Below are 25,503 nucleotides of genomic sequence, written 5' to 3' on the forward strand. Positions count from 1 at the left end.
GGCCGCCTCCACGGATCCCGAACGGACCTGGCCCTCTCCCGCAAGGAGAGGGCTTCTTCTATGTGAAGGCGACCACCTCCTTCGCCATCGAAGGAACGGGATCGTCGGACAGGCCGAGCAGCCAGTCGCTGGAAACGCGGAAATGCGACGCGATGCGCCGAATGTCGGGCAACGTCCAGTTGATGTCGCCGTTGAGCTTGCCCGTCACCGACGACTTCGACAGCCGCATGATACGAGCCAGCGCCGCGTAGCTCACATAATTCGGCTCGCCCATCAGCATGCGCACGCGGCGCGTGGTCACGCCGTCACGACGCAACTCGCGTTCGCTCGCCGCACCCTGCCCGTCCGGTACGCTTATGCCACGGTTCGAGGCGGGAACCAGCAGAAAACGGGTATCATGGGATTGAGGAACGACACCACGCCCGAACAGGACGCGCGAGGCATCGGCGAGGCCGTCAACGGCAAACACCGGCGGCAACGCGCACGCGGCGGAGGCACTGGTCCGAGACATGGAAACACGCTTTCCATGACCGGGAGCCGTTCAAATTTAATCCGTGAAGCGGGTCGGGGCAGTACGTTTAATCCCCGAAAAACCCACGACTTAAAAGGACGCTGCTCTAACCGTTGAGCTAGAGGGGCAACGTTTCTAAAATACACACCGCCGTTCGACAATGCAAGCCGCCTAAGTCTCCGCTGCGGCTTGGTGGGCTGTTCGGGCTGTTCGGGCTGCTCGGGCGGGACAAAAGAGAAAGCCCGGCGGGGACCGGGCTTGAGAGAGAAGAGAGAAGAAGGGATTCAGTTATTGCGGCTTTCCAACCGTGGTTCCCAGTAAACCCCGTACTCTTCAGCGTGTCGTGTGCAAATGCTGGGAAAACCATGGGAATCGGAATTCTCTGGGTGAGGTGACGGCCGCGTTGCTCCGCTGGGAGGCTGTTCCGCGAGGCGATCGGGTGGAACCGTGACGGGACGTTTCGCTGAGGACAGTGTGCGCGAAATGGTTCGTCAGGGTGGTGACGGGTTGCTTCGCTATGAGGCTGGTTTGTGAGGCAGTCGGGTGGAACCGTGACGGGACGTTTCGCTGAGGACAGTGTGTGCGAAATGGTTCGTCAGGGGCGTGACTGGTTGCTTCGCTGGCGAGCTGCCTCCGCGAAACGCGCCGGTCGGATGGTGGATGGTGGATGGCGGACGCTGGATGGCGAATGGCGGTCGTCTCAGTTGAAACCGACCACGTGTTCGGCCACGCGGTACCCCCATCGAATCACCCATCGGCCCGCCGAACCGCGCAGGTTCAGCGCGCGCGACATGGGCTTGCGCCGCACATCGTGGTAGATCGGCTCGGAATGCTCGCGGATGTCGTCCCACAGACGCTGCTTCTTCGCGTAGTTCTCCTTGTCCCGCGAGAGGATGAGGAACACGCTCGCCACGGAGCTTTCGATGGCGAGGAAGTGGACCATGTATTTGTACAGTCCGTCCGGCACGTCGCCGCGTTCGGGCGTGGCCTCCACCATGCAGCGGTTGACGTGGATGAGCTGGTCGACGCGGCGGATCATCACGTCGGTCTGCACGCTCTGCCCTTCGCGGCCGATGTAGTAGTGGTAGAACGGCGTGTCCAGGTAGCGCAGGGTCTTCACCCACGGGAACGGCTGGTACGCGTAGATGAAGTCGACGTAGAACGTGTGTTCGGGTAGTCGCATGCCGGAGGCCCGCACCACGTCGGTGCGGAAGATGAGCGCGTGCATGAGGATGTATTCGGCGAGTCCGAAGTGTCCCAGGTCGTCCCAGGTGAGGGGTTCGCCGGCCTTCATGGCGTGGCGGAAGTTCACGACGTGCTTGCGTCGTTTGCCGACCTTGTCGTACACGTAGTTGGTGACGAGCATGTCGATGGGTTCGGCGTCGTTCCCGTCGTTCCCGGCGCCGTCAATCCCGTCGTTCCCGGCAACTCCGGCAGCCCCGTTCCCGGCCTTTGCGACCTCGTCGCGCAGCACGGCCATGACCTGTTCGAGCGATTCCGGTCCCACCCAGTCGTCGGCGTCCACGACCTTCACGTACATGCCGCGTGCGGCGGCGATGCCGGTGTTCACGGCTCCGCCGTGTCCTTTGTTCTCCTGGTGGATGGCGCGTACCACGCCGGGCATGCGCCGTTCGAAGTCCTGTGCGGCGGCGAGGGTGTCGTCCTTGGATCCGTCGTCGACGATGATGACCTCGATGTCGTCGGTGCGCCGTGCCGCGGTGAGCGAGTTGATGCACCGGTCGAGGTAGCCCTCCATGTTGTAGGCGGGCACGATGAAGGTGAGCGTCTTGCCTGTGCCGGTTGCGGGGGCCGTCGTCGGTGCCGGTTGCGTCATAAGCTGGTCGATCCCCTCGAAGGTCGCGTGCGGTCTGTGGTTCAACGCCACAGACTATCACTCATTCGCCGTCCGGAACGTTCCGTCGCACATCCTGCACATCCGGTTCATCTTCCGTGCGGCCGTCGCCGGCGGTCGTGCCGTCCGATGCCTCCGCGTCGGTCGACGTGTCCGATGCGTCCGCGGCTTTCGCCGCGTCCGGCTGCGCGCCGCCGTGCCGTTCGGCCTTGGCCCGCGCCTTGGCGGCCTTGCCTCCTTCGAAGATGAGCTTCGGTTTGGAGTCGAGCCGGCTCAGGCCGTGCCAGGCGAGGTCGACGATGTACGCGGCGAGCTGCTCCTTGCTGACCTTCGGCCGGTCCGCCCAGTATTGGCCGGTGAAGACGGTCATGCCGACGAGCATCTGCGCGTAGTACGGCACGCCCTTCACGGAGAGCTTCTGCCGTTTGAACGCCGCGATGAGCAGGTCCTCGACGCGCATCGAGATGTCGCCGAGAAGCGAACTGAACGATCCGGACGGGTCGGTGCTCGGCGAATCGCGGGAGAGCACCTGGAACCCTTCGGCGTTCTCCTCGATGTAGGTGAGTAGTGCGAGGGCGGTGCGTTCCACGATCTGCCGCGGATGCATGTCCGGGTCTTTGAGCGCTTCGGTGAGCGTGGAGGTGAGGGCCTGCATCTCACGGTCGACGATCACCGCGTACAGTCCCTCCTTGCCGCCGAAATGCTCGTAGACGATGGGTTTGGAGACTTTCGCGTTGCTGGCGATCTCCTCCACGCTCACCGATTCGAACCCTTTCGCGGCGAACAGGGAGCGTCCGATGCGGATGAGCTGTTCGCGCCGCTGATACGACGTCATGCGTGAGGAGTTGGCCATACCTTCCAGCTTAGCCGCCGCCGTGCGACGCGTCTGTGCGATGGAGGTTCGGATGGGTGCCGTGGCCGATGAGCCGCCGGCCGGTTTCGCGCCGGTTCCGGCGCATGCCCGCGTGACAATGGCGGACACTAGACTGGGGGCCATGGATAGCACTACTTTGTCGTATCTTGCGTTCGCGGCCGTCGCGATCGTCATCATCCTTCTGGGCGTATGGTTCGGCAGGTCCCGTCGCCGTGATCTGGACAAGACCATCGCGGAACGTGACATGCTGCGCGAGCAGCAGGCGCGCGAACAGGAGCAACAGAAGCAACAGGAGAGCGGGGAGAAGGACGCCGCCGCAGGCGCGTCCTCGTCCGCGGAATCCGGCGGGACCAAGAAACCCGAAGGCTCCGGGGAGCCCGGCGCCGCGGAATCGTCCGCATCGTCGGCCGCTTCGGCCTCCGTCGAGCCGGAACCTGCCGCACAACCCGAAGCCTCCCCCGAACCGGCTGCCGCACCGGCGCCGAAGACGGAGAAGCCGGAATCGGTGGGCGGCCGACTCACCCGACTCAAGGCGAAGCTCGCCAAGTCGGGCAACCCGTTCGGCAAGGCCCTGTTCAACATCCTCGCGAAGGACAACCTCACCGCCGCGGATTGGGAGGACGTCGAGGACACGCTGCTGCTTGCCGACGTCGGCGCGGAGGCGTCCGAACAGCTCGTCGACGACCTGCGGACCGACGCGCGCGTCACCGGCAAGGCCGACCCCGCCGAAGTGCGTGCGGCGCTGAAGGAACGCCTGCTCGACCTCGTCGGCCGCGACACGGACCGTCGCCTCAACGTCGACAAGCCGGGAGCGCACAAGCCGGGCGTCATCATCATGGTGGGCGTCAACGGCACCGGCAAGACCACCACCGCCGGCAAACTGGCCCGACTGTTCGTCGCGGAAGGCAAGCAGGTGGTCATGGGCGCGGCGGACACGTTCCGTGCCGCCGCGGCCGACCAGCTCGAGACGTGGGGCGCGCGTGTGGACGTGCCGGTCGTGCGCTCGGACAAGGACGGCGCCGACCCGGCGTCCGTCGCGTTCGAAGCCAGCGCCCGCGCCAAGGAGGACAACGCCGACGTGCTCATCATCGACACCGCCGGCCGTCTCCAGAACAAGGCGAACCTCATGGACGAGCTCGGCAAGATCCGCCGCGTCACGGAGAAGAACCTGCCGGTGGACGAGGTACTGCTCGTGCTCGACGCCACCACCGGCCAGAACGGCATGACCCAGGCGAAGGTGTTCGCCGAGGCCATCGGCATCACCGGCGTGGTGCTGTCGAAGCTCGACGGCTCCGCCAAGGGCGGCATCGTCATCTCCGTGCAGAAGGAGCTCGGCGTGCCGGTCAAGCTCGTCGGCCTCGGCGAAGGCCCCGACGACCTCGCCCCGTTCGATCCGGAGGGCTTCGTCGACGGCATCCTCGCCTGACCGTATGTGACCGTGCGGTCCGTCCGAACCGTGCGAACCGTGCGGTCAGTGCGGTCAGTCCGGTCCGCATCGTGAACCGTTTCCGGCGTGCAAACGCCGATGGGAGGGTCTCGAATCATGTTGGAAACATGATTCGAGACCCTCTCGTTTTCGGCGGAAAACCGCCTCGGGCCGACGCCGCGCCCGCCGGCGCGAACGCATCATCGATTAACAATCGCGTAACCTGCCGTAACGAAACGAAAACCATCCGGGCGTTCACTGACGATCGTTAGCCCCCACAAGGGGGACGGCAATAACGAATGGCATCCCGCGGACCCTCCCGGTCCGTGAGAGAGACACATAAAGAGAGGGAGGTAGACATGGATTCCGGAAATGCCGCATGGATTTTGACTTCCGCGTCCCTGGTTTTCCTCATGACGCCGGGTGTGGCGTTCTTCTACGGAGGCATGGTCCGCGCGAAGGCCGTGCTGAATATGTTCATGCTTGAGGCGGCCGCGCTGTCGGTCACCATGATCATCTGGACCCTGTGGGGCTGGTCCATCGCCTACGCCGGCAACAGCATCGGCGGCATCTTCGGCGACCCGGCCTCCGGCTTCCTGCTGAAGGATTCGATGGTCTTCAAGGACGCCGCGTTCACGTCCACCGGACTGAACGACAACAAGTACCCGGTCTCCGTGGACGTGGCCTTCCAGGTGGCGTTCGCCATGATCACCGTCGGCCTGATCTGCGGCGCCATCGCCGAGCGCGTCAAGTACAGCACGTGGATGATCTTCGTGGCCCTGTGGATCACGTTCGACTACGCCCCGATGGCCCACATGGTCTGGAACGGCGGCCTGCTGTCCGGCGCCGGCGCGATCTCCACCGCCATCGGCGCCCAGGCTCACGATTTCGCAGGTGGTACGGTCGTCCACATCAACGCCGCAGTCGCGGCCCTGATCATCGTCCTCATCATCGGCAAGCGCAAGGGCTTCGGCACGCAGCCGTTCCGCCCGCACAACGTCCCGTTCGTGATGCTCGGCGCCTTCCTCCTGTGGTTCGGCTGGTTCGGCTTCAACGCCGGCTCCGCCTTCGCCGCCAACGGCACCGCCGGCTACGCCTGGGTCTCCACCTCCGCCGCGACCGCCGCCGCCATGCTCTCCTGGGGCTTCACCGAGAAGATCCGCACCGGCCACTACACCGCGATGGGTGCCGCCTCCGGTATCGTCGCCGGCCTGGTCGCCATCACCCCGGCCGCCGATGTGGTCTCCCCGCTGTGGTCCATCGTGCTCGGCGCCATCGCCGGTGTGCTCTGCTGCCTCGCCTGCAGCCTGAAGTTCAAGCTCGGCTACGATGACTCCCTCGACGTCGTCGGCGTCCACGGCGTCGGCGGTCTGACCGGCACCGTCCTCATCGGCTTCTTCGGCGAGGGCACCGGCCTGCTGGCCGGCGGCGACTGGAAGCAGCTGGTCGTTCAGATCCTCATCGCGCTGTGCGCCATCGTCTACTCCGCCGTGATCACCGGCATCATCGCCTTCGCGCTGGAGAAGACCATCGGCTGGCGCGTCACCGAAGCCCAGGAAGTCGGCGGCATCGACCTTGCCGACCAGGGTGAACGTGCCTACGATTTTGCTGGTACCGCCAGCTCCGTCCTCAAGGAGGTGAAGTGAGATGAAGCTCATCACTGCAATCATCCAGCCCCATAAGCTCGACGACGTCAAGGAGGCCCTCGCGGCCGCCGGCGTGCACGGTCTGACCGTCTCCGAGGCGAACGGCTACGGCCGCCAGCGCGGACACACCGAGGTCTACCGTGGCGCCGAGTACACCGTCGACCTGATCCCGAAGATTCGCGTCGAGGTCCTGTCCGATGACGCCGACGCCGAAACGCTCGTCGGTGTGATCGTCAAGGCCGCCGGCACCGGCACCATCGGCGACGGCAAGGTCTGGGTGGCCCCGCTCGATTCCGTCACCCGCGTGCGCACCGGCGAGTCCGGTTCCGCCGCAATCTGACGGTGACCAGACGTCCGTGCCGCTGATACAGGGTCCGGACCATTGATAGACAGGAATCCCCGCATGCCGCTCTCCGAGCCGTGCGGGGATTCTGTCATATGGAGGGCTGGCGCCGGCGTTTGTCGCTTCTTCGACTCCAATCCAGACGGCTGAACCGCCTATCCGCGTTACGAGGGGTGGAATTCGACCTTCGCGGATGTCCAACTGCGTTACGAGGGGTATCACCCTGTATATATCACCCCGGCAAACGGCTTGATGCCGTGGCCAGAACCCCGGATTCCTCGTTGCCTCCGACGCGAGGTACCCCTCGTAACGCGATTGGACGATCGCAACGTCCCCAAAGTACCCCTCACAACGCAGATACACCTCAGATACGCACTATCTGTCCCCAACGAACAACGAACAATCCCGGCGGTCCCGACGCCGGCAACGAAAGAGTCGACAATGACCTCAGCGGTGGATGGTTTGAAACAACGGTTCATGGACATGAGCCAGCCGGACGCGGACGGCGTGTACCGCGACGGGGCGGCCAAACGCAAGGCGCGCACCGCGCTGGCGATGGACTGCCTCACCAGGCTCTGGGCGGAGGCGACGCAGGGCGTCGGCTTCGACGTGCCCGAGCACGGTGTCGGATTCGCCGCTGTCGGTTCCCTCGCGCGCGGGCAGATCGGCCCCTCGTCCGACCTCGACCTCGTCATCATCTACGAGCCGCACGCGCTGACGGACCAGCAGCTCAACGAGCTCGCCAACAAGCTCTGGTACCCGCTGTGGGACTCCGGCCTCGACCTGGACCATTCCGTGCGCACCCGCCAGCAGTGCGAGGCCGTGACCGACCACGACTTGCCCGCCGCCATGGGCTGGCTCGACGTCGAACCCGTGGCCGGCGACGTGCAGCTCATCCGCGACACCTCCAACTCCATCCTCGAACGCTGGCGCAGGGCCGCCCGCAAGCGCCTGCCCGAACTGCTCGACTCCGCGAAGTCACGTCTCGACGAGTTCGGCAGACTCCAATACATCAACCAGCCGGACGTCAAGGAGTCGCGCGGAGGCCTGCGCGACTCCGTCCTCGTGTCCGCGCTCGCCGCCTCATGGCTGGCCGACCGCCCGCACGGCATGTACGACGAGGCCGTTGAACGGCTGCTCGACGTGCGCGACTGCATCCATCTCGTCGCGAAGAAGGACACGAACCTGCTGCTCGCCGCCTACCAGGACAAGGTGGCGGCCATGCTGGGCCTGGCCGACCCCACCCTGCCCACGGGCGGCGAACGCGAGGCGAAATCCATCGACGACATGCAGACCATGCTCGCCCGGCTGGGCCGGCGCATCGCGTTCGCGCTCGACTCCACCGCCTCCCGCGCCGAGCATTCCCTCACGCACGAGAAGCCGCGGTTCGCGTTCTTCCAGATGTTCTCCCAGCGCGCCGGCGGCCATCGCGAGGCGCCGACGTTCGAGACGGTCGCGCCCGGCGTGGCCGTTCACGAGGGTGAGATCGTGCTCGCCCCCGGCGCGAATCCCTCGAAGGACGCGAGCCTCGCGCTGCGCGTGGCCGTGGCCGCGGGCGAGCGCGGTCTGCCCATCAATCCGGCGACGTTGAACAATCTGCGCCGGTGTCCCATCCACTCCAACCAGTGGGACGATACGTCGCGCGCGCTGTTCGTGCGCCTGCTGGCCTGCGGCCCGAACCTGCTCGACGTATGGGAGGAGATCGACTACGCCGACATCCCCGGCAAGTGGATGCCGGAGTGGCTGGGCATCCGCAACCGTCCGTCGGTCTCGGCCGCGCACCGGTACACCATCGACCGTCACACCGTGGAGGTGGTGACGCGATTGGGGCGCGAATGCGGGTTCCCGGCGGGCGGTGTCCCGGGTGGCGTTCCGGGTGACATTTCCGGTGGCGTTTCGGCTGGCGTTTCGGCCGGTGTCTCCGCCGGCGCCCGCGGCGGCTCGCGGAGCGGATGGCCCGCGGTCCGCGGCGAGACGGTCGGCGAGGACGGCGTGACGCGCTACGACGACGCGCATTACGCGGCGCTGCTCATGGCCGGCATCCTGCATGACATCGGCAAGCGTTCCGGCGTGGCCGACCATGCGGCGGAGGGCGCGCGTCATGCGCCGGTCATCATGCGCCGCATGGGCTTCGACGAGGATGCGGTGCGCATGGTCACCCTGCTGGTGCGTGAGCATCTCACGTTGAGCGAGTTCGCGACCGGCCGCAATCCGAACGATCCGAACACGGGCGACGACCTGGCCGGCCGGTTGCGTCACGATCCGGTGCTGCTGGACATGCTTTACGATCTGACCCGCGCCGACGGCTCCTCGTTGGGCGCCACGCCCGAGGAGGCGATCACGAAGCGCTACGGGTGGAGCAAGTGGCGTGAGACGTTGGTCCGTCAGATGGTGACCGCCACCCGGTACCACATGTGAGGCGTCGCGTCCGCCGCGTCGTGGCGACGGTGGTGTGCGATGCGGTGACGTGCGATGCGGTGACGCCCTTGCCGCGTCGGGAGATGTGGTCCGGGAGGCGTGGTCCGGGAGTCCGCCCTATGCGTGCCGATGCATCCACGCGTCGCCGTGCGCGCGCAGGCCGTTGGCCAGTGCGCGGCCGCCCATGAGCACCACGTTGAAGACGGTCCAGACGAGCACGGTGCGGACGATGTCGACCGCCATGCCGTCCGATCGGCCGAAGACGCCGAAGCCCGCGAGGATTCCGGACGGTCCGGTCTGCCAGGATGCGGCCCATGCGCCCGCCGCCGCGAGCGCGACGACGTACGCCGCGGCCACGGCCGTGCAGGTGGCCGCGAGATAGCGGTGGTCGCGCGCGCCGATGAGGATGCCGTCCAACGCCATCATCCATCCCTGCAGCGGGAAGAACACGCCCATCGTGATCATGCCGGCGGCCACGAGCGTCTGTATTTCCGGGCTGGGGGAGAAGAAACGTCCGGCGAACAGGCCGACGGCCGCGAAGCCGAGGCCGGCCGCCGCGCCGATGGCCAGGCCCATCCGTCCGGTGGTCCGCGCGTCCCCGCGCGCCCGGTCGTATGCGCGCGCGCCGAGCGCGGATCCGACGAGCGTCTGCCCGGCGATGCCCACCGAGTCCAGCATGTTCGTGGCGAAGTTCCACGTGGAGTTCACGGCTTGGAAGCCGGCCAGCACGCCGGTGCCCATGCGCGCCGCGCACGCGACGGTCGCCACCATGGCCACGCGGATGGCCAGCGTGCGTATGAACAGCGGCAGTCCGTCGCCGCCGACGCGCAGGAGTCCCGCGGGCCGCGGCCGCAGGCTTGCGCCGTCCGCGCGCGCCCACAGCACGGCGGGGACGGCGAGGAACAGGCCCATGAACCATTGCGCCATGAGCGTGGCGACGCCGGATCCGGCGATGCCCCATCGGAACACGATGACGAACAGCACGTCCAGCACGGTGTTGAGCGCCGCGCCGGCCACCGCTGCGATCAGGGTGACGCGCACCTTCTGCAGGCCGCGGAAGATGCCGTTGGCCGCGTAGACGAGCAGCATGCCGGGCGCGCCCAGCACGACGGCGCGCGTGTAGGCCACGGCCTGCGTCAGTACTTCGCCGCGCCCGCCGAGCGCGCGGCAGAGCGGTTCGGCGCCGAGGAACAGCGCCGCGGCGAGGATGAGGCCGATGCCGAGCGCCAGCCACATCCCGTCGATGCCGGTCTGCATACCCTCGCGCCGGCGTCCCGCGCCCAGCAGGTGCGCCACCCGCGCGGTGGTGGCGTAGGCGAGGAAGACGCACAGGCCCACGGCGGTGAGGATGATGGTCGATCCGATGGACAGTCCGGCCAGCGCCGCGTCGCCGAGATGGCCGACGATGGCGGTGTCGATGAGGATGAACGTGGGTTCGGCGATGAGCTGTCCGAACGTGGGCACGGCCAGCGCCATGATGCGACGTCTGGTGGCGGCGTCCGATGAGGCCGCGTCTGCGCCGTTCGCCGCGTCCTCGGTCCGCGCGGGGGCCGGTCGCGCCGCGTCGTCGGTCGTGTTCGCGTGTGTCACGGGTCGTCTCCCTCTCCGTCTCCGGCCGTCGCGTCGATGGGTTCCGCGCGCCGTTTTTCGTCCGATGCGCCGGCGCGTTCGACGCCGACGCGGCCGGTGGTCCGTGTCCACGATAGTGGTTCCCGATGGTCCGCGGGGCCGAATCGCGCCGGGGCGTCGCGGACGTGTCGTCCGTCCGTTCACCTGCCGTTCAACTGCGATTACCACGACGTTGGTGGTTGCGCAAGCGCCTGCCGGTGCTCGGTGAAGTTATCCCCAAGTTATGCACAGAGTTATCCCCATATTGTGGATAACTCTGTGCGTTGTCCACATGGTTATCCCCTAAATGTGGATAACTCGTTTCGCTATCCACAATGAATTCCGCGCGTGTCGCGGGTTTGGGGCCCGTGGATGTGGATAACGCTGTGGATAACTCGGCGCATCGGCATATCTAGGTGTGGATAACCGTGCCGGACCATATATCCATGGGTGTGCGGACCGTGTCGGGCGATATCTACCGGCCTCGCAATGGGGGAATCTATACTGTGGCCTATGGCAGAGGAAACATGGGATGACGAGGCGCCGGCCGGCGGATACGACGCCGGCGCCGACGAGTTCGGCGGGCAGGACGGCGGCTTCGGCGCCGACGAGGATCGGGCTCCCGGTCGGTCCGAGCGCGCCGGCCGTGGGGGAGCGCGTTCGCGCGGCGGCTCCGGCTACGTGCCGGGGGCCACCGGCACGCCGGTGCGCGACGCCCTGTTCGACCGAGTCCCCCCGCATGACGACGACGCGGAGATGGCCGTGCTCGGCGGCATGCTCATGAGCAAGGACGCCATCGGCGAGGTCTCGCAGATGATCGAGGTGACCGACTTCTACCAGCCGAAGCACCAGACCATCTACGAGGCGATCATCAACCTGTTCTCCGCCAGCCAGCCGGTGGACGCGGTGCTGGTGGCGAACGAGCTGCTCAAGCACGGCGACCTGGACAAGGTGGGTGGCGCCGACTATCTGCACTCCCTCGTGGCCTCGGTGCCGACGGCCGCAAACGCCACCTACTATGCGGAGATCGTGCACCAGCGCGCGATCCTCAGAAACGTGATCGCCGCGGGCACCAAGATCGCGCAGCTCGGCTACTCGGCCGAAGGCTCCCAGGCGGAGGACGTCGTCAACCTCGCCCAGGCCGAGGTGTACGAGATGAGCGTGGGCAAGGTGCGGCAGGACTATTCCGCCATCGGCCCCGTGGTGCATGACGCGCTGGACCAGCTCGACAAGCTCCAGCAGGGACTCGTCAACAAGGGCGTGCCCACCGGCTTCAGGGACATCGACGACCTCACCCAGGGCCTGCAGCCCGGTCAGATGGTCGTCGTCGCCGGCCGCCCGGCCATGGGCAAGTCCACGCTCGGCATCGACTTCGCGCGTGCCGCGGCCCTGCACCATCACATGACGACCATCGTGTTCAGCCTCGAGATGAGCAAGGTGGAGCTCGCGCAGCGCATCATCTCCGCCGAGACGAACATCCCACTGGGCGCGCTGCGCCGCGCCGACGAGATCACGCCGGAACGCTGGAACACGTTGAACGGCTTCTGGTCGAAGCTGGAGGACGCGCCGTTGTTCATCGACGATTCGCCCAACATGAGCCTCATGGAGATCCGCGCGAAATGCCGCCGGCTCAAGCAGACCAACGACCTGAAGCTCGTGGTCATCGACTACCTGCAGCTCATGACCTCCGGCAAGCAGGTCGAAAGCCGCCAGCAGGAGGTCTCCGAGTTCTCCCGCGCGCTGAAGCTCCTCGCCAAGGAGCTCGAGGTGCCGGTCGTGGCCCTCTCGCAGTTGAACCGTGGCCCGGAGATGCGCAACGACAAGAAGCCGCAGCTGTCCGACCTGCGTGAATCCGGCTCCATCGAGCAGGACGCCGACGTAGTGTTCCTCGTACATCGCCCGGACTTCTACGACAAGGAGGACCGGCCCGGCGAGGCGGACATCATCATGGCCAAGCACCGCAACGGTCCCACCGAGACCTTCCATCTGGCGTTCCTCGGCGCCACGTCCAAGTTCAAGGACATGCCGCAGGACTACAACGCCGGGCAGGGGGTGTGACATGGACCGCGAAGCGTATGGCCGTCCGCCGGCGTGGCCCGTCGGCGGCATGGACGGGCCGAGTGGGATGTTCTCCCGTGTTCCACGGCATGTTCCACGCGCCGGCGTCGATGTTTCACGCACTGTTCCACGCCTGCATGCCCCTGTTTCACAGGGTGTTTCACATTCGTCCACCGTATCCCACAGGAGGTTCCACGCACTATGACCCAGAAGGACCCCGCGACCCGCGCCCCCTGGAACGCGTTCGCCACGCCGCTCATCGGCAAGGGCGTGCGCTGGGCGTCGCGTCTGCTCCACCACGGCGGCTCCGCCTTCCCCGGCAAGATCGTCGAAGGCATCGACCCGACGTTCCTCGCACGCACGCTCGCGCAGCTGCCGCTCGGCGTCGTCCTCGTCTCCGGCACCAACGGCAAGACCACCACCACGCGCATGGTCGCCTCCATGCTCGCCGACCTGGGGCTCAAGGTGTTCACCAATCCCACCGGCTCCAACTTCACGCGCGGCGTGGCCTCCGCCCTGCTCGAACAGGTCAGCCTCTCCGGCCGTCTCGACGCCGACATCGCCGTCCTCGAACTCGACGAGGCGTACGCCGTGCACTTCGTGCGGCAGGTCCGCCCCCGCTACACGCTGCTGCTCAACGTGATGCGCGATCAGCTCGACCGCTTCGGCGAAATCGACAACACCGCACGCCTGCTCGGCCACGCGGCGGCCGCCACCACCGGCACCGTCGTGCTCAACCGTGAGGACCCGCGCATCGCCCGCCTCGCCGCGCTCGCGCCCGCCGGCACGGAGATCAGCTACTTCGGCCTCGCCGACGACCTCAAACGCTTCTTCCCGTCCGACGACGACATGGCCACCACCGTGAGCGCGGAGACGCACGACGCCGACGCGACGGACGGCGCCGACGCGTCGGACCGTCCGGTGTCGGACGCCACGACGCCGGACACGTCGACGGAACCCGACGCCGACGTCACGTTGACCGCCGTCGGCGACCACGCCGCGACCTTCCTGATGGACGGCGCGGAACACCACACCGACGTCCGTCTCGAAGGCGTCTACAACCTGTACAACGCGGCCGCCGCGCTCGCCGTCGTCCGCGCGGTCGTCGCCGACGCGCCGCGCGCACGCACCGCCGCCGCGCCCGCGGGCGGCGACGCGTTCCGCGAGCGGCTCAAGCGGTTCGCCGCGTCGGACGCCGACGCGCTCATCGCCGCCGTCTCCCGCGTCACGCCCGCATTCGGCCGCGGCGAGGTCATCGACGTCAACGGCAGCCCCACCGAACTGCTGCTCGTCAAGAATCCGATGGGCTTCCGCCTGTCCCTCGCCAGCTTCCCGCCTGAAGGCGCCGGCACGATGATCGTCATCAACGACGAATACGCCGACGGCCGCGACATGAGCTGGTTGTGGGACGTCGACTTCACGTCGCTGCGTGGCACCGGCGTCGCGCAGGTCTCCGGCGTGCGCGCGTGGGACATGGCGCTGCGCCTCGGCTACGACCAGGTGCCGGTCACTGCCGTCGACACGGACATCGACGCCGCGCTCGCCGCGTTCGTCGCCCGCAACCCGGGCGGCCGCAAGCACATCTACTGCACGTACACCGCGATGCTCAAGGTGCGCGCCGCCCTTGGGCGCATCGCGAACGTCGCCGACGCCGGCGTGGGCAAGTAAGGAGGTCTGAAGCAATGGACAAGACGATCGACGTGGTGTCCCTCTACCCGAAGGACATGAACATCTACGGCGACTCGGGCAACGTGCTCACCATCCGCCGTCGCCTCGAACTGTACGGCTACCGGCCGGTCATCCACGAGATCAACCAGGGCGACGCCTGGCCCGAACAGGTGGACATGATCCTCGGCGGCGGTGGGCAGGACAGCGGCCAAAGCAAGATCATCGACGACTTCTTCCGCCGTGCCGACCTGCTGCGCTCGCTCGCCGCGGACGGCATGCCCATGCTCATGATCTGCGGCATGTACCAGCTGTTCGGCGAATACTTCGAAACCTCCGAAGGCAAGCGTCTGGACGGCATCGGCGTGATCGGCGCCTACACCGTAGGCCAGGACGTGCGCATGATCGGCAACCTCGTCGAGCATTCCGCCGAATTCGGCGACGTCATCGGCTACGAGAACCACTCCGGCCAGACGTTCCTGCGCGAAGGCGTCCAGCCGTTCGGCCACGTGGATGCGGAAGGGCGCGGCAACAACGGCGAGGACCATACGGAGGGCGCGCGCGTTGGCAACGTCATCGGCACGTACATGCACGGCTCGCTCCTGCCGAAGAACCCCGCCGTCTCCGACTTCCTCATCCGCGCCGCCGTGGAACGCCGTTACGGCGCGACGGCGGGCGACGGCACGGACGGCCGCCTCGCCGCTGACGAACAGACGCCGGAACAGGCCGCCGAACTTGCACGCCTCGACGAAGTCGCGGCGCAGGCCCGCAAGGTCGCCGCCGCCCGGCCGAGGTGAGCGTCCGGACGGCCCGTCATACGGACAGACCGCGCGGGTGTCGTCCAAGGCGGGCCCGCCGGTCCATGGAGTACGCTGGAAGGTACGAGCGCGCGGCATCAGGCCGCGCACCGGCCTCGACAAGGAGGGGACATCATGGCTGATTTCGATTTGGGTGACGGTCTGCGCAAGGTCGTGCTGGCGGGCATCGGCGCCCTCGCCACCGGATACGAGAAGGGCAGCGAGCTCGTCGACGACCTCGTGAAGAAAGGCGAGCTGACCGTCGAACAAGGCAAGAGCCTCAACACCGAACTCAAGCGCAAGGTGGGCGAATCGCTCGTCAACGACGCGAACAAGGACGACGAGAAGCGTGCCGCCGCCAAGGCGGACGCCGCTGTGGCGGAATCGGCGGAACCGTCCGCCGAAGCCGAGGACAAGCCGTCCGAGGACTGATCGCCGTACCGGTACGGACCGGTGCAGCGAATCGAACGAATCATATGGGAGCGGACCCCGAGCCGCAATGTCGGCGAGGGGACGCTCCCGTCGTGCGTAATGCCGTGGAACGCCCCGCACGGCAGGGCGAGGACGCGGACGGCCCGAGATGGACGGCCTGACACGGACGGCCCGAGAGGATGGAGGTCACGGGCATGACGACCGAAGACGCGACGCCGCGGCATCCCGCCGCCGACGAATCGGACGCATCGAGCGCGCCGCGCGAATCCCGCGTCCCCAACGAACCGGGAACGGCACACGCCGCGACGGACGCACCGCACAAGACGACGGGGACGTCGGCACCGGCACTGGACGGAACGGAACCCGATGCGTCGCACATCGCCGCGCCGCCCATCTCCCCGGACATCCCCGTACCCGTGCCCGTGTGGGACACCGGCCGGGACGAAACCATCGGCCTGTTTGGCCCGCGCCGCGACGACTTCTCCCAGCGCTACCACCTGACCCGATGGGGCAAAGCCAAGCGCCTCGCCCAGATCACGCGCATCGTCAACCAGTTCGACGCGCTCAAAGGACTCACGCCCGTCAAGATGCGCCTCATGTTCGAGGCGCTCGGACCCACGTTCGTCAAAGTCGGCCAGATCCTCTCGATGCGCTCCGAGATCCTGCCGCAAAGCTTCTGCGACGAACTCGCCAAACTGCGCGCCGACGCCGACCCTATGCCGTACCAGACCGTCCTCGACGTGCTGACCGGCGAATACGGCCGGCCGATCGACACGATCTTCGAACACATCGACCCCAATCCGCTGGGATCCGCGTCCCTCGCGCAGGTCCACCGCGCCACGCTCACGACCGGCGAGGACGTGGCCGTCAAGGTGCAGCGCCCCGGCGTGCGCGAGACGATGGCGCAGGACGTATCCATCATGCGCTCCATCGCCAAGGCGGCGACCAAGGTGATCGGCTCCACGCAGATCGTCGACCTCAAAGGCGTGGTCGAGGAGCTGTGGGACACGTTCGAATCGGAGACCGACTTCCTGGTGGAGGCCCGCAACCTCGCCGAATTCAAACGGTTCGCCTCGCGCTTCGCCTACATGGACTGCCCGCGGCCGTACCCGGACCTGTGCACCGAACACGTGGTGGTCATGGACTACGTGGACGGCATCTCCGTCTCCCACCCGGGCAAACTCGTCGCCGCCGGCTACGACCTCAAGGACATCGGCACCAAACTCGTCGACAACTACGCCACGCAGATCCTCGACGACGGGTTCTTCCACGCCGACCCGCACCCGGGCAACATCATCATCCGCGGCGGGCAGATCGTGCTCATCGACCTCGGCATGACCGGACGGCTCGACGCGAAGACCCGCGCGGTGATGAAGGACATGATCTTCGCCGTGGCCAAACGCGATTCGCCGGCCCTGGCGGACGGGCTGCTGCGGTTCGCCGGCGCGGAGGCCGACCCGGCCGACTACCCCTCGCTGCTCGCCGACCTCGATGTGATCGTCAAGGAATACGGCACGGTGGAGCTGGCGGAGCTCGACATCGCCGCGTTCATCACGGCGCTGACCTCGCTGGCGCAGCGCCACGGCATCGAGGTACCGAGCACGGTCACCACGGTGGGTCGCGCGCTCGTCACGCTCGAAGGGCTGCTCGACGAGTTCATTCCCGACGTGAACATGATCGAGATCATCTCCCGGCACATCGCCACGTCGCGCACCCCCAAGGAGATGGTCGAAGGCGAGCTCAAATCGTTGGGGGTCGAGGGGCATGCGGCGCTGCACAGCGCGCTCGACGCGATGAGCGAGCTCAATGTGGCCGCCCGTATGCTCACGCGCGGCCAGCTGCGCATGAACATGGAGCTCGTCGGCTCGCAGGAGCCGTTCCAGCTGCTCTCCGACATGGTCAACAGACTCACGATGGCGCTGATCGTCGTCGGTCTGTTCATCGGCTCGTCGATCGTCTACTACGCCGGCATGAAGCCGATCATCTTCGGCATCCCGATCGTCGGTTTCATGGGGTATGTGGTGGCGTTCGTGCTCGGGTGCTGGATCGTCGTGGACATCTATCTCAAGGGCCGCAAGTCCAGGAAGCGGTAGCGGGTTTGCGTTGGGGCTCTGGGGTCTCTTCTCTGGGGGTCTCCGGGGGTCTCTGGGGTTTCCGGGGTCTCTAGGGGTCTCCGGAGGGGCCGGTGCGGTTCTCTCGCGGCCGATAGTCGCGGTGCGTTTGTGGCTTCCGCGGCAATCGGCCGCTGGGGGTTGCTCAGTGTCCGTTTGTCGCGGTAGCCGAGGTCTCGCCGCGATTATCGGCCGCTGGCTGGTGCTGAAGGTCCGTTTGTCGCGATGGCCGAGGTCTCGCCGCGATTATCGGCCGCTGGTGTCTTCTTGGAGGCCGATACCCGCGGTGTGGCTTTGGTTTTTGCGATTTTCGGCCTCTGAGAGTTGTTGGGCGTCCGATAGTCGCGGTGGAGCTGTGGTTTCTGCGGTAATCGGCCTCGGACGGGTGCTGTGCGTCCGATTTCCGCGGTAGCTGGGGTTCCGTCGCGGCAATCGGCCTCGGACGGGTGCTGTGCGTCCGATTTCCGCGGCGCCATCGTGTTGCCGCGATTCCCGGCCTTCGGCATGAATCAATGATGCAGTGCTTCGCCGTGGAAGGGGTCCATCACATGTCGTTCGTCTCCCCGTCGTTCGTCTCCCCGTCATCCATCGCCCCATCATCCGTAACCCATCATGCCTTCGGCGGAATGCCGTTCCCGCCTGTCGGCTGGGGTACTCCGAGCTCCATCAGCTTGTGCTCCAATCGCTGCGGCTGCATGATGTCCTCGTAGAACACGTGCACGATGCCGCTGACACCTTGCTCCCAGAGATGTTGGTCCCGACGGCGCGCGTAGTCCATCTTCGCCTGAAGACTGGCGCGATTCGGATTGCTGGTATCCGCGTATTTGGCCATGCCGTCGTATTCCATGACGAGTATCTGGCCGTCGGCGAGCCGCCAGCAGCAATCCACCCGGTAGGGGGCAGCCGGATTGTCCGGATTCGTGAATTCCGCCTGCAGTTCCGGTGCGGCGTAGCTGAGGGTCAGGATGTGCGCACGGAGCATCGATTCCCCGCCGTTCTCGCTGCGCGGGTCGGCGTGGCGCAGCAGCGTGGCTACGGCGTCATCATCGCGTCGGCGGATCTTGGCCATCGTGGAACGGACATCCTTGGCGGTGACCTTCCCGGTGCGCAATGCGGAGTCGTAGATGGGCAGGGCTTGGACGAATGGGTATGCGGCGCAGTCGATGAGCGTGCGTGCCGGCGACGTCATGAGTATGCCTTGGCTGGTTCGCCACTTCGGGATGTCGGTCATGGGTATGCGGCGCAGCGACTCGTGGTCGCGTGGGCTGTGCCCTCCGTTGCTGGCGATCGTCACTGACCCGTCGTGAAGCGTATAGGAGTGTTGGTATCCGTGCAGGCATGCGGCGCTGATTCCTGCGAAGACCCAGGTCTTGTGCTTCGTCGCCAACGCCCGGATGATGTGCAGTGAGCGTTCCTCCGCGTTGAGGTTCGCCCAGTAGGCTGCGTCCGCGTAGCAGTTGGGATATGGCCGTACCAGTTCCTTGGCGGCGAAGCGTCGCCGCAGCGCCTTTTGCATGGCGTCGCCTTCGCCGATGGCGCATCGTCGCGCGTGCTCCGCGTCCTGCAGCAGTGCCTTGACTCCGTGGTGTGTTCTCATGATTCGACGGTAAGGAGGCCGAGACCTCCATGTCAACGTGAACCGGGCAATGTGGATAGAGCCCCCTCGCCTGGGCTGATTGTGGATAACTCGGTTTTCGGCCGCTGAGGGTTGTTGGGTGGCCGTTTGTCGCGGTGGCTGGTTTGTTGTCGCGGCAATCGGCCGCTGGTTGGTGCTGTGCGTCCGATAGTCGCGGTGGAGCTGTGGTTCCTGCGGTTTTCGGCCTTTGAGGGTTGTTGGACGTCCGTTTGTTGCGGTGAGGTTGTGGCTTCTGCGGTTTTCGGCCTTTGAGGGTTGTTGGACGTCCGTTTGTCGCGGTAGCCGAGGTCTCGCCGCGATTATCGGCCGCTGGCGTCTTCTTGGAGGCCGATACCCGCGGTGAGGCTTTGGTTTTTGCGATTTTCGGCCGCTGGTTGGTGCTGTGCGTCCGATAGTCGCGGTGGAGCTGTGGTTCCTGCGATTTTCGGCCGCTGGTGTCTTCTTGGAGGCCGATGTCCGCGGTGAGGCTTTGGTTTCCGCGATTTTCGGCCGCCGCCACGGATGCGGTGGCTGCAGTGGATATGGTTACGGCGATGAGAGCATCGCCGACATGTCGAGACCTAATCCATGCGTGGGCGTCGGATGTTCCATACGCTGGGGAGAGGTCTGACCGGGCCCGATTAGTCCGTGCCCGATCAACCCGATCGCCCCAATCGGTGCAGAGACGCAAAGCGATGCACGGCGGCGTCGTAAGAGAAAAGGGCACGACGGCGATGTCTCGATATTTCACTTGGAATACCGGGCGCATCGCCCTGACCTTCGACAACGGTGACGACGATTTCGTGGTGATGTGCGCCGTGCGCATGGACGGCGTCGAGGCGACGTAGGCGGCGAACGCGGCGAAGGCCGTGAGGTGCGGATTGCCCTGCCGTGGCGCCGTGGCTCCATGGCCGCGACGTCGTGGCCGCGACTCTGCTGCCCGCCGGCGAAGGTTTCGCCGACTGGCCCGTGCGTTGGGATGCCGACGCCGCGCAGGCCGTGGTGACGGTGCCATCCGGCACCGGATACAGTTCGCGCACGTTCGGGTTCCGCGCGTGACGTCAGTCCGCCTGATCCGCCTGACCCGTCCGGCCCGCCTGACCCGCCACCTTGACGCCGCCCGGCCCGCCTGACCCATTCAGTCCAGCGGCAGCGTCGATTCGCGTTGGACGAGCCGGCAGTGCACGTAGGTGGTGCCGTGGTGCGGTTTGCCGTTGATGGCGTCCATGAGGCAACGGGCCGCCACGCGTCCGATGGTCTCGGTCTCGTTGTCGATGGAGGTGAGGGCGGGGCGCGAGTAGGTGGTGAGGATGTCCCAGTTGTCGTGGCCGATGACGGCGACATCGTCCGGGATGCTCAGCCCGCGCTGTTTGAGCGCGTCGATGCAGCCGCGCGCGAGCTGGTCGCTCTGGCAGATGATGGCGTCGAGCTGCACGCCCTGGTCGAGCAGGAGGCGTGTGGCTGCACGTCCCCAGTCTTCGTTCCATGGGCCGAAGCGTACGGGTCCGGCGGGTTCCATGCCGAGTTCGGCGAGGGCTTCCATGGCGCCTTTGTAACGGTCGGTGGCGGCCTGGTAGGTTTCGTCGCCGGCGATGATGGCGATGCGTTTGCGGCCGCAGGAGATGAGGTGGTTGACGGCGATGCGTCCGGCTTCGACGTTGTCGCAGGTGACGGAGCAGTCGTCGTGGTTTGTGGAGGGGCCGTAGGCGTAGACGATGGGCACGCCCCAGTCGTCGCCTACGGAGGGGCGTGAGTTGGTGCCGCGTTGGACGAGGATGATGCCGTCCACTTTGAGGGAGAGGAGTTTTTCGATGTGCGCGCGTTCGAGCTGTGCGTCGCCGCGCGCGTTTGCGAGGAGGATGGAGGTGGATTGGGCGCGCAGTTCGTTCTCCGCGCCGATGAGGATCGGGGTGGAGAAGCGTCCCTGCAGGTCGGAGGTGATGAGTCCGATGAGCCCGGAGGTGCCGCGGGCGAGCGATTGGGCGAGTTTGTTGGGGGAGTAGTTGAGCTGTTGGGCCGCGGCGAGCACGCGTTTGCGCGTCTCCTCGCTGATGCGGGGCTTGTTGTGGAGCGCCTTCGACGCGGTGGCGAGCGATACGCCCGCGGCGGCGGCCACGTCCTCCAGTCGTGCGGCCTGTCTTCTGTCTTCGGCCATGTCCTGTCCTTAGGTTGTAGGCGATGCGCGCCGGTGGGTGGCGTGCGTCGCGCACGTATGCGATTGGCGCTTTGACGCCGAGGCGCCAACGACGTCGATGGAACCGCTTGTGCGACGAAGCTCCCCCTATTATAGGCCACGATGCGAAAGTTTTCGCATTTTGGCATGTTGCGTGAGGTGTTTGGTAGATTGCGTTCGTTTCGACATGAGAAAGTGCGAAAGTGTTCGGTTTTCCTGTGAAGTACCTCAAAAGAGGCGACACGCCTCGTTTTATGCTGGTTTTTGCGGTGTCAAACCGGTTCGATTGAGGTCTGAAGCGCACATTTCACGGCGTGTCGGGGGTGCTTTCGCGAAAGTGCGAAAGCGGTTTTGCGTTTTCTGGCGAGGTGCGCTATATTGTGAAAAGGCTTTCGCAGAGTTTCGTTCAGTCGAAGGAGGACCGAACGGGACACCGCGAAAGGCCAGGAGGCGGAAGGTCCGCCACCGCCTCTCAGAGATGAGCGGAAACATACTAGAGAAAGAAGTGATTATGTCTTTCAACAAGGTCACTCGCACGCTTGCCGGCATCGCCGCCGCCGCGATGCTTATCCCGCTGGCCGCCTGTGGTGGTGGCAGCAGCAACGGTGCTGCCGACACCTCGGACATCCCGGCCAAGGGCACCGATGACGGCACCACCATCACCATGTGGACCCGTTCCCCGCTGGAGCGTCAGGCCAAGGGCGTCGTCGAGGCCTACAACAAGAGCCACAAGAACCAGGTGAAGCTGGAGATCATCCCGAACGACGATATGGAAGGCAAGGTCGGCGGCGCCACGCAGACCGACTCCCTGCCCGACATCCTCGCCGGCGACGTCGTGCGTATTCCTTACTGGGCCTCCGAAGGCATCTTCGCGGACATCACCAAGCAGATCGACGGACTCGACAACCTCAAGGACCTGCAGCAGGGCCACATCGAGGCCGGCACCGTGGACGGCGCCAAGCACACCCTGCCGTTCATCACCGACGTCTCCGTGATGGTCTGGAACAAGAACCTCTACAAGGAGGCCGGACTGGACCCGGAGCAGGGCCCGAAGTCCATCGATGACTTCCTCACCCAGGCCAAGGCCGTGGCCGCCCTCGACAAGGATGGCGTGGCGGGCTCCTACCTCGCCGGTCAGTCCGGCGGCGCCCTGGTGTTCGACCTCTTCCCGTCCGTGTGGGCCGACGGCGAGTCCGTCATGAACGAGGACGGCACCGCCGCCACCCTGAACAACTCCTCCATGAAGGCCGTCCTGGACGCCTACAAGGAGCTGGCCAACACCAAGAACGGCCTCGGCGCGGGCTCCAAGGAAGAGACCGGTGCCACCTGGACCGCCCCGTTCGCGAACGGCAAGATCGGCGTCATGCCCTACCCGAACACCTCCCTCAACGACATCTTCGACGCTGAGAAGAACGGCGGCTTCGAGGTCGGCGTGACCCCGATCCCGGGCACCAAGGAAGGCAAGACCTCCACGTTCCTCGGTGGCGACGCCATGGGCATCTCCAAGGACTCCAAGCACGTCGCGCAGGCCTGGAACTTCCTCTACTGGCTGATGCAGTCCGACACCCAGAAGGAAGTCTTCGCCGACAACGGCTACACCGCCTCCAACATCGAGACCCTGAAGACCGCCTACAAGGACGCCGATCCGCGCATCCAGACCATCAACTCCACGATCATCGACGGCAACGGCCAGACCCCGAAGTCCGCCGCCTTCAACGAGGGCTTCAACGCCGCCGGCTCCCCGTGGCAGCTGCTCGTCCAGAACGCCGTCTGGGGCAAGAGCGACCTCAAGGCCGACAACCAGGCCGTCACCGACGTCCTCGCCGGCAACTGATCGCCATCCGGCGAGGTCCACGGACCACGCCGCATAGATAACTGAACACCCGCCTCCGGTCCGTCTCCCAGGACCGGGCCGGAGACGGCTTCAGAACACCTCACCGCATCCATGCATGTGTTCTGTTGCCGGGGCCGATTCCGTCTTCCTGTTGATATTTCTCCTTCCTTTCTCCTCCAGGAACCGGCCCCGATAACGGATTGCATCCAAGGTTGTCTTTCAATCCCCAATCCCGTCATCCCATTTTTCGATCATTCGATCACACATCCCAAAGGAGAGAAGCATGTCAAGTGTTTCCAAGTCCGCGGCTGTGCCCGAGCACAAGTCCACGGCCAAGGCGCAGGCATTCAAGCGCGGCATCCTGTACGCGCTGCCGGACTGGGCCATGATCGTCGTCCTCTTCTTCGTGCCTATCGTGCTGCTGGTCATCATGGCCTGCTCGCGTTGGTCCCTGCTGGGCGGCAACCGCGGCTTCAACTTCCCGGACAACTTCGTCGAGGTCGTCAACAACAAGCTGTTCTGGCCCTCCATCTGGTTCACGCTCGAATACACGGTGATCGTCACCATCTTCCTGCTGGCGCTGGGTCTGGGCATGGCGCTCATCGTGCAGGAGAGCACCAAGTGGAACAACGTGCTGCGCACCTGCTTCCTGCTCCCCTCCGCAACCGGTCTCGCCTCCGCGTCCCTGCTGTTCTACGCGCTGTACTCCCCGCAGGTCGGCCCGCTCACCAAGATCCTGAGCGCCTTGGGCCTCATGCAGGACGGCGGCTCCGTGCTCGCCACCGGACAGTCCGCGCTGTGGGCCACGATCGTCGTCATCGTCTGGCGTTTCTCCGGCTACTACATGCTGCTCATGATGATCGGCCTGCAGGCCATCCCGGGCGACCTCTACGAGGCGGCCCGCATGGACGGCGCCGGCACCTGGCGCATCTTCCGCTCCATCACCCTGCCGCTCATGAAGCCCACCATCGTGATGTGCCTCGTGTACTGCGTCACCGGCTCCATCCTCGCCTTCGACCAGTTCTTCATCCTCACCAAGGGCGGCCCGAACAACTCCACGATGACCGTGGTCCAGCTCATCTACAACTTCGCGTTCGACTCCAAGAAGGACCTCGGCATGGCCGCGGCGCTGTCGCTGATTGTGCTCGTCGCCCTCGTCATCATCAACTCCATCCAGATGCGCGGCATGCGCGATAACACCAAGTGAGAAAGGGGAGGTAACACATCATGTCTACCCCGCTGTGGAAGCGCGTCATCGCCCGCGTCCTCGAAGGCCTGCTGGCCCTCATCTTCATCTCCCCGCTGATCTGGGTCGTGGTCAGCTCCTTCAGCCCTCAGGCCGGTTCCGCCCAGTCCAAGGGCTGGGGCGTGGCCAACTACCTGACCCTGTTCGGTTACCAGGAGGGCCTGCCCAAGTACCTGTTCAACTCCATCGTCGTCAGCGCCGTGGCCGTGGTCTTCTCCGTGGTCGTCTGCACGCTCGCCGGCTACTCCTTCTCCCGCTTCGACTACCCGGGCCGCAACCTCGGCTTCATGGTGACCCTGTCCATCCTCATGGTCCCGTACGCCTCCCTGCTGATCCCGCTCATGGTCTGGTTCAAGGACATCGGCCTCAACGACACCCTGCTCGGCGTCGGCCTCGTCATCACGCTGTTCCAGTTGCCTATGTCGACGTTCATCATGCGCAACGCGTTCGACGCCATCCCGAAGGACATGGAGGAGGCCGCCATGGTCGACGGCTGCAACTCCTTCCAGGCCCTGTTCAAGATCCTGGTGCCGGTCGTCAAGCCGTCCATGGTCACCGTCGGCCTGCTGGCCTTCCTCGAGGCGTGGAACAACTTCATGATCCCGCTGTACTTGAGCTCCTCCGCGAAGAGCACCCTGCCGCTCGCCATGGTGAACATGCGCCAGCAGACGATGGGCGTCATCGACTACGGCGCCACCGAAGCCGGCGTCGTCGTCCTCCTCATCCCCTGCGCCATCCTGTTCCTCGCCCTCCAGAAGTACTACGTCAAGGGCTTCATGGCTGGAGCGGTGAAGGGCTGATGCCCTTCAGGGGAGCCCGGTGGGCTCCCCGACCGCTCCAGGCCGAGCGACGGCAGTCGCGAGGCCAACACTGAGCCTCGCCGAAGGCGAGTCC

The 25,503-nt window shown here is 65.9% G+C and carries 18 protein-coding genes and 2 pseudogenes; 14 read left to right on the forward strand and 6 right to left on the reverse strand.

The window, feature by feature from the left end; translation table 11 throughout:
- Positions 1-58: 58 nt before the first annotated feature.
- From JS531_RS05575 to JS531_RS05585, 3 genes are all read right to left on the reverse strand, one after another.
- Complete coding sequence (locus tag JS531_RS05575) at positions 59-511, reverse strand: helix-turn-helix domain-containing protein (protein WP_140463235.1); 453 nt, start codon at positions 509-511, stop codon at positions 59-61.
- 700 nt (positions 512-1,211) lie between these two features.
- A complete protein-coding gene (locus JS531_RS05580; protein ID WP_214313810.1) occupies positions 1,212-2,345 on the reverse strand; it encodes a glycosyltransferase family 2 protein in 1,134 nt (377 codons plus the stop codon).
- A 61-nt stretch (positions 2,346-2,406) separates the two neighbouring features.
- Positions 2,407-3,198, reverse strand: coding sequence for a TetR/AcrR family transcriptional regulator (locus tag JS531_RS05585; RefSeq protein ID WP_214313940.1), 792 nt, complete (start codon positions 3,196-3,198; stop codon positions 2,407-2,409).
- Positions 3,199-3,358: 160 nt separating this feature from the next.
- Between JS531_RS05585 and ftsY the strand changes: the two genes are divergently transcribed.
- From ftsY to JS531_RS11305, 5 genes and pseudogenes are all read left to right on the forward strand, one after another.
- Positions 3,359-4,663, forward strand: a complete 1,305-nt coding sequence (ftsY, locus tag JS531_RS05590; RefSeq protein ID WP_214313812.1) for a signal recognition particle-docking protein FtsY — start codon at positions 3,359-3,361, stop codon at positions 4,661-4,663.
- A 359-nt stretch (positions 4,664-5,022) separates the two neighbouring features.
- Positions 5,023-6,309 (forward strand): ammonium transporter, encoded by a 1,287-nt coding sequence (locus JS531_RS05595; protein ID WP_214313814.1) that lies wholly within the window; start codon positions 5,023-5,025, stop codon positions 6,307-6,309.
- A 1-nt stretch (position 6,310) separates the two neighbouring features.
- Positions 6,311-6,649 carry a P-II family nitrogen regulator gene (locus JS531_RS05600; RefSeq protein WP_034529718.1) on the forward strand — a complete coding sequence of 113 codons (339 nt, stop codon included), beginning with the start codon at positions 6,311-6,313 and terminating at the stop codon, positions 6,647-6,649.
- 444 nt (positions 6,650-7,093) lie between these two features.
- Positions 7,094-8,509: pseudogene (locus tag JS531_RS05605) on the forward strand (nucleotidyltransferase domain-containing protein); the annotation flags it as partial.
- A gap of 141 nt (positions 8,510-8,650) precedes the next feature.
- Positions 8,651-9,070, forward strand: a pseudogene (locus JS531_RS11305) (protein-PII uridylyltransferase); the annotation flags it as partial.
- A 117-nt stretch (positions 9,071-9,187) separates the two neighbouring features.
- Here JS531_RS11305 and JS531_RS05615 read toward each other — a convergent pair.
- Positions 9,188-10,660 (reverse strand): MATE family efflux transporter, encoded by a 1,473-nt coding sequence (locus JS531_RS05615; protein WP_346427763.1) that lies wholly within the window; start codon positions 10,658-10,660, stop codon positions 9,188-9,190.
- Between the two features lie 531 nt (positions 10,661-11,191).
- Between JS531_RS05615 and dnaB the strand changes: the two genes are divergently transcribed.
- The 5 genes from dnaB to JS531_RS05640 all read left to right on the forward strand — a co-directional run bounded on the left by dnaB (position 11,192) and on the right by JS531_RS05640 (position 17,723).
- A complete protein-coding gene (dnaB, locus tag JS531_RS05620; RefSeq protein WP_236034460.1) occupies positions 11,192-12,736 on the forward strand; it encodes a replicative DNA helicase in 1,545 nt (514 codons plus the stop codon).
- A 201-nt stretch (positions 12,737-12,937) separates the two neighbouring features.
- Complete coding sequence (locus JS531_RS05625; RefSeq protein WP_214313816.1) at positions 12,938-14,404, forward strand: Mur ligase family protein; 1,467 nt, start codon at positions 12,938-12,940, stop codon at positions 14,402-14,404.
- Positions 14,405-14,418: 14 nt separating this feature from the next.
- Positions 14,419-15,198 (forward strand): glutamine amidotransferase, encoded by a 780-nt coding sequence (locus tag JS531_RS05630; RefSeq protein ID WP_214313818.1) that lies wholly within the window; start codon positions 14,419-14,421, stop codon positions 15,196-15,198.
- A gap of 135 nt (positions 15,199-15,333) precedes the next feature.
- Positions 15,334-15,630, forward strand: coding sequence for a phasin family protein (locus JS531_RS05635; protein ID WP_214313820.1), 297 nt, complete (start codon positions 15,334-15,336; stop codon positions 15,628-15,630).
- 194 nt (positions 15,631-15,824) lie between these two features.
- The gene (locus JS531_RS05640; protein WP_240542059.1) at positions 15,825-17,723 is read left to right on the forward strand and encodes an AarF/UbiB family protein; all 1,899 of its coding nucleotides are present in this window, start codon (positions 15,825-15,827) and stop codon (positions 17,721-17,723) included.
- Positions 17,724-18,351: 628 nt separating this feature from the next.
- Here the strand turns inward: JS531_RS05640 and JS531_RS05645 are convergent.
- Complete coding sequence (locus JS531_RS05645; RefSeq protein ID WP_214313822.1) at positions 18,352-19,338, reverse strand: hypothetical protein; 987 nt, start codon at positions 19,336-19,338, stop codon at positions 18,352-18,354.
- 939 nt (positions 19,339-20,277) lie between these two features.
- Here JS531_RS05645 and JS531_RS05650 point away from each other — a divergent pair.
- Positions 20,278-20,415 carry a hypothetical protein gene (locus JS531_RS05650; protein ID WP_214313824.1) on the forward strand — a complete coding sequence of 46 codons (138 nt, stop codon included), beginning with the start codon at positions 20,278-20,280 and terminating at the stop codon, positions 20,413-20,415.
- Between the two features lie 79 nt (positions 20,416-20,494).
- Here JS531_RS05650 and JS531_RS05655 read toward each other — a convergent pair whose 3' ends face one another.
- Positions 20,495-21,511: a LacI family DNA-binding transcriptional regulator gene (locus JS531_RS05655; protein ID WP_214313826.1), complete on the reverse strand. Its 1,017-nt coding sequence runs from the start codon at positions 21,509-21,511 to the stop codon at positions 20,495-20,497.
- A 526-nt stretch (positions 21,512-22,037) separates the two neighbouring features.
- Here JS531_RS05655 and JS531_RS05660 point away from each other — a divergent pair.
- The 3 genes from JS531_RS05660 to JS531_RS05670 all read left to right on the forward strand — a co-directional run bounded on the left by JS531_RS05660 (position 22,038) and on the right by JS531_RS05670 (position 25,409).
- Positions 22,038-23,363 (forward strand): extracellular solute-binding protein, encoded by a 1,326-nt coding sequence (locus JS531_RS05660; protein ID WP_214313948.1) that lies wholly within the window; start codon positions 22,038-22,040, stop codon positions 23,361-23,363.
- Between the two features lie 283 nt (positions 23,364-23,646).
- Positions 23,647-24,570, forward strand: coding sequence for a sugar ABC transporter permease (locus JS531_RS05665; RefSeq protein WP_214313828.1), 924 nt, complete (start codon positions 23,647-23,649; stop codon positions 24,568-24,570).
- 20 nt (positions 24,571-24,590) lie between these two features.
- Positions 24,591-25,409, forward strand: a complete 819-nt coding sequence (locus tag JS531_RS05670) for a carbohydrate ABC transporter permease (protein WP_214313830.1) — start codon at positions 24,591-24,593, stop codon at positions 25,407-25,409.
- The last annotated feature ends 94 nt before the right edge of the window (positions 25,410-25,503 follow it).

This window comes from Bifidobacterium sp. CP2 (genome assembly GCF_018555635.1).
Taxonomy (GTDB): domain Bacteria; phylum Actinomycetota; class Actinomycetes; order Actinomycetales; family Bifidobacteriaceae; genus Bifidobacterium; species Bifidobacterium saguinibicoloris.

What these genes read in the sequence shown, in the direction of transcription:
- JS531_RS05635 (WP_214313820.1), top strand. Translation starts at nt 15,334, where the DNA reads ATGGCTGATTTCGATTTGGGTGACGGTCTGCGCAAGGTCGTGCTGGCG.
- JS531_RS05585 (WP_214313940.1), bottom strand. Translation starts at nt 3,198, where the DNA reads ATGACGTCGTATCAGCGGCGCGAACAGCTCATCCGCATCGGACGCTCC.
- JS531_RS05625 (WP_214313816.1), top strand. Translation starts at nt 12,938, where the DNA reads ATGACCCAGAAGGACCCCGCGACCCGCGCCCCCTGGAACGCGTTCGCC.
- JS531_RS05595 (WP_214313814.1), top strand. Translation starts at nt 5,023, where the DNA reads ATGGATTCCGGAAATGCCGCATGGATTTTGACTTCCGCGTCCCTGGTT.
- JS531_RS05645 (WP_214313822.1), bottom strand. Translation starts at nt 19,338, where the DNA reads ATGAGAACACACCACGGAGTCAAGGCACTGCTGCAGGACGCGGAGCAC.
- JS531_RS05630 (WP_214313818.1), top strand. Translation starts at nt 14,419, where the DNA reads ATGGACAAGACGATCGACGTGGTGTCCCTCTACCCGAAGGACATGAAC.
- ftsY (WP_214313812.1), top strand. Translation starts at nt 3,359, where the DNA reads ATGGATAGCACTACTTTGTCGTATCTTGCGTTCGCGGCCGTCGCGATC.
- JS531_RS05665 (WP_214313828.1), top strand. Translation starts at nt 23,647, where the DNA reads ATGTCAAGTGTTTCCAAGTCCGCGGCTGTGCCCGAGCACAAGTCCACG.
- dnaB (WP_236034460.1), top strand. Translation starts at nt 11,192, where the DNA reads ATGGCAGAGGAAACATGGGATGACGAGGCGCCGGCCGGCGGATACGAC.
- JS531_RS05580 (WP_214313810.1), bottom strand. Translation starts at nt 2,345, where the DNA reads ATGACGCAACCGGCACCGACGACGGCCCCCGCAACCGGCACAGGCAAG.
- JS531_RS05600 (WP_034529718.1), top strand. Translation starts at nt 6,311, where the DNA reads ATGAAGCTCATCACTGCAATCATCCAGCCCCATAAGCTCGACGACGTC.
- JS531_RS05640 (WP_240542059.1), top strand. Translation starts at nt 15,825, where the DNA reads ATGACGACCGAAGACGCGACGCCGCGGCATCCCGCCGCCGACGAATCG.
- JS531_RS05575 (WP_140463235.1), bottom strand. Translation starts at nt 511, where the DNA reads ATGTCTCGGACCAGTGCCTCCGCCGCGTGCGCGTTGCCGCCGGTGTTT.
- JS531_RS05655 (WP_214313826.1), bottom strand. Translation starts at nt 21,511, where the DNA reads ATGGCCGAAGACAGAAGACAGGCCGCACGACTGGAGGACGTGGCCGCC.
- JS531_RS05670 (WP_214313830.1), top strand. Translation starts at nt 24,591, where the DNA reads ATGTCTACCCCGCTGTGGAAGCGCGTCATCGCCCGCGTCCTCGAAGGC.